The 1,759-nt window shown below is 47.3% G+C and carries 1 protein-coding gene; it reads left to right on the forward strand.

The window, feature by feature from the left end:
* Positions 1 to 358: 358 nt before the first annotated feature.
* The gene (locus tag F6K49_RS45860; RefSeq protein ID WP_293108986.1) at positions 359 to 1,507 is read left to right on the forward strand and encodes a glycosyltransferase; all 1,149 of its coding nucleotides are present in this window, start codon (positions 359 to 361) and stop codon (positions 1,505 to 1,507) included.
* Positions 1,508 to 1,759 lie beyond the last annotated feature (252 nt).

A 1,759-nucleotide genomic window follows, 5' to 3' on the forward strand; every position in this document is an offset into this window, starting at 1 on the left:
TTGATCAACTTGCTCAGGGCATGATCGAGGTATTTTCTGGTCAGCGTCAACTCCCTAGCTCTGAGGCTTGTCAAGCTTATGTTCATGAGCACTATACTTGGCCGGTGATTGCTCAACGAATTAAATCGGTTTATCAAGCTGCTATAAATTAATCAACATTTATAGCAATTTTTAATTAGGTGAGGTACGTTTATTCTTGCTTTTAGGGGGCATGCAGCTTCATAGCAGGGAGCTTCAGAGCAAGACTAAAAATTAATGTACCTCATTAAACTAGTAAATGCGATAGCCGAGATCAGTGATCAGATTAGTCTGTGAGCTTTTGCACGTTTGAAACACTCTTTTTGAACTACCCACTCTTATGAAGCGCCGTCGAGTCCTTTTTGTCGATCATGCCGCCGTTTTGGGGGGAGCTGAGTTAAGCCTGCTGGATCTCGCAACTGCCTACCGGGACACCAGCGAAGTACTGCTGTTTGCCGATGGCCCGTTCCGGCAACGGCTCGAAGCTGCACAGGTGAAGGTCAAGGTCATACCTGCACCCCAATCCATCTTAGCCGTAAAAACTTCAGGGGGACTCAGTGCTGTCAAGGCATTACCTGCCCTGTGGTGGATGGCTCGTCAAATAGCAGCAGCTGGACGTAACTTTGAGCTAGTACACGCTAACTCCCAAAAAGCGTTCATTGCTGCTGCGATCGCAACATTGATGGGCGGTCCCACCGTGGTTTGGCACCTGCGAGATATTGTGACCGCACAACACTTTAGCTCGGTCAATCGTGCCATAGCCGTTTTCCTAGCTAATCGTCGAGTATCTCAAGTATTGGTCAATTCTCGTGCTACTGGTGAAGCCTTTATCGCTGCTGGGGGACGCGAAGACCTAGTCACACTGGTTTACAACGGCATTGCTTCAGACCCCTTCGATAATCTGGCATCGGATCAATCCGCTCAAATCCGTGACCAGCTCGGCATTGGTGATGCTCCACTAGTTGGTGTATTCAGTCGGCTATCTTACTGGAAAGGTCAGCATATTTTACTAGAAGCCTTACAGGAACTCCCCAATGTACACGCCCTGTTGGTTGGTAAAGCCCTATTTGGTGAAGCAGAATACGCCTCACGGCTAGAAGCCATGGCTGCGGCACCAGAACTTGCTGGTCGTGTTCACATGCTGGGATTTCGCAATGACGTGCCAGCATTGATGTCTGCTTGCAATATTGTACTCCATACCTCTACTGAACCGGAACCCTTTGGTAGGGTGATTGTTGAGGGTCAGTTAGCAAAACGACCCGTAGTTGCTGCTGCTGCTGGTGGTGCAGTGGAGTTGATTCAGGATGGCGAGACTGGTCACTTGGTACCGCCAGGAGATTCAGTAGCACTGGCTAAGGTCATTGGTAATTTGCTATGTGATCCAAGCGCTGCAGATAGCCTAGCCGAGCAAGGTTATATCCATGCCAAGTCTACTTTTTCCCTGGAATCCCTGTTGATGACCTTTGACCAAGCTCTGAACAAGGTATAGCGCTGCGCTATACCATCAATCCTAGTTTCACATTTGATTTGAAAACGCTATAAACGCCAGGGTAAGGGCAAGAATCAATAAGGCATAATTTTTATAAAAAATATTGAAAAAAAAATGCAATAATGATGATGCTCAAGGCTTAATATTGTCTTAATCCTTGCCCTATATAGCATTTATAAATAGGTCATGAACAATCTTGCTGATTCTTGATGCAGTGGCTCATGGGGAGGGGCTGCGTGGGTCACCTGCGTC

It is taken from the genome of Moorena sp. SIO3I6, assembly GCF_010672095.1.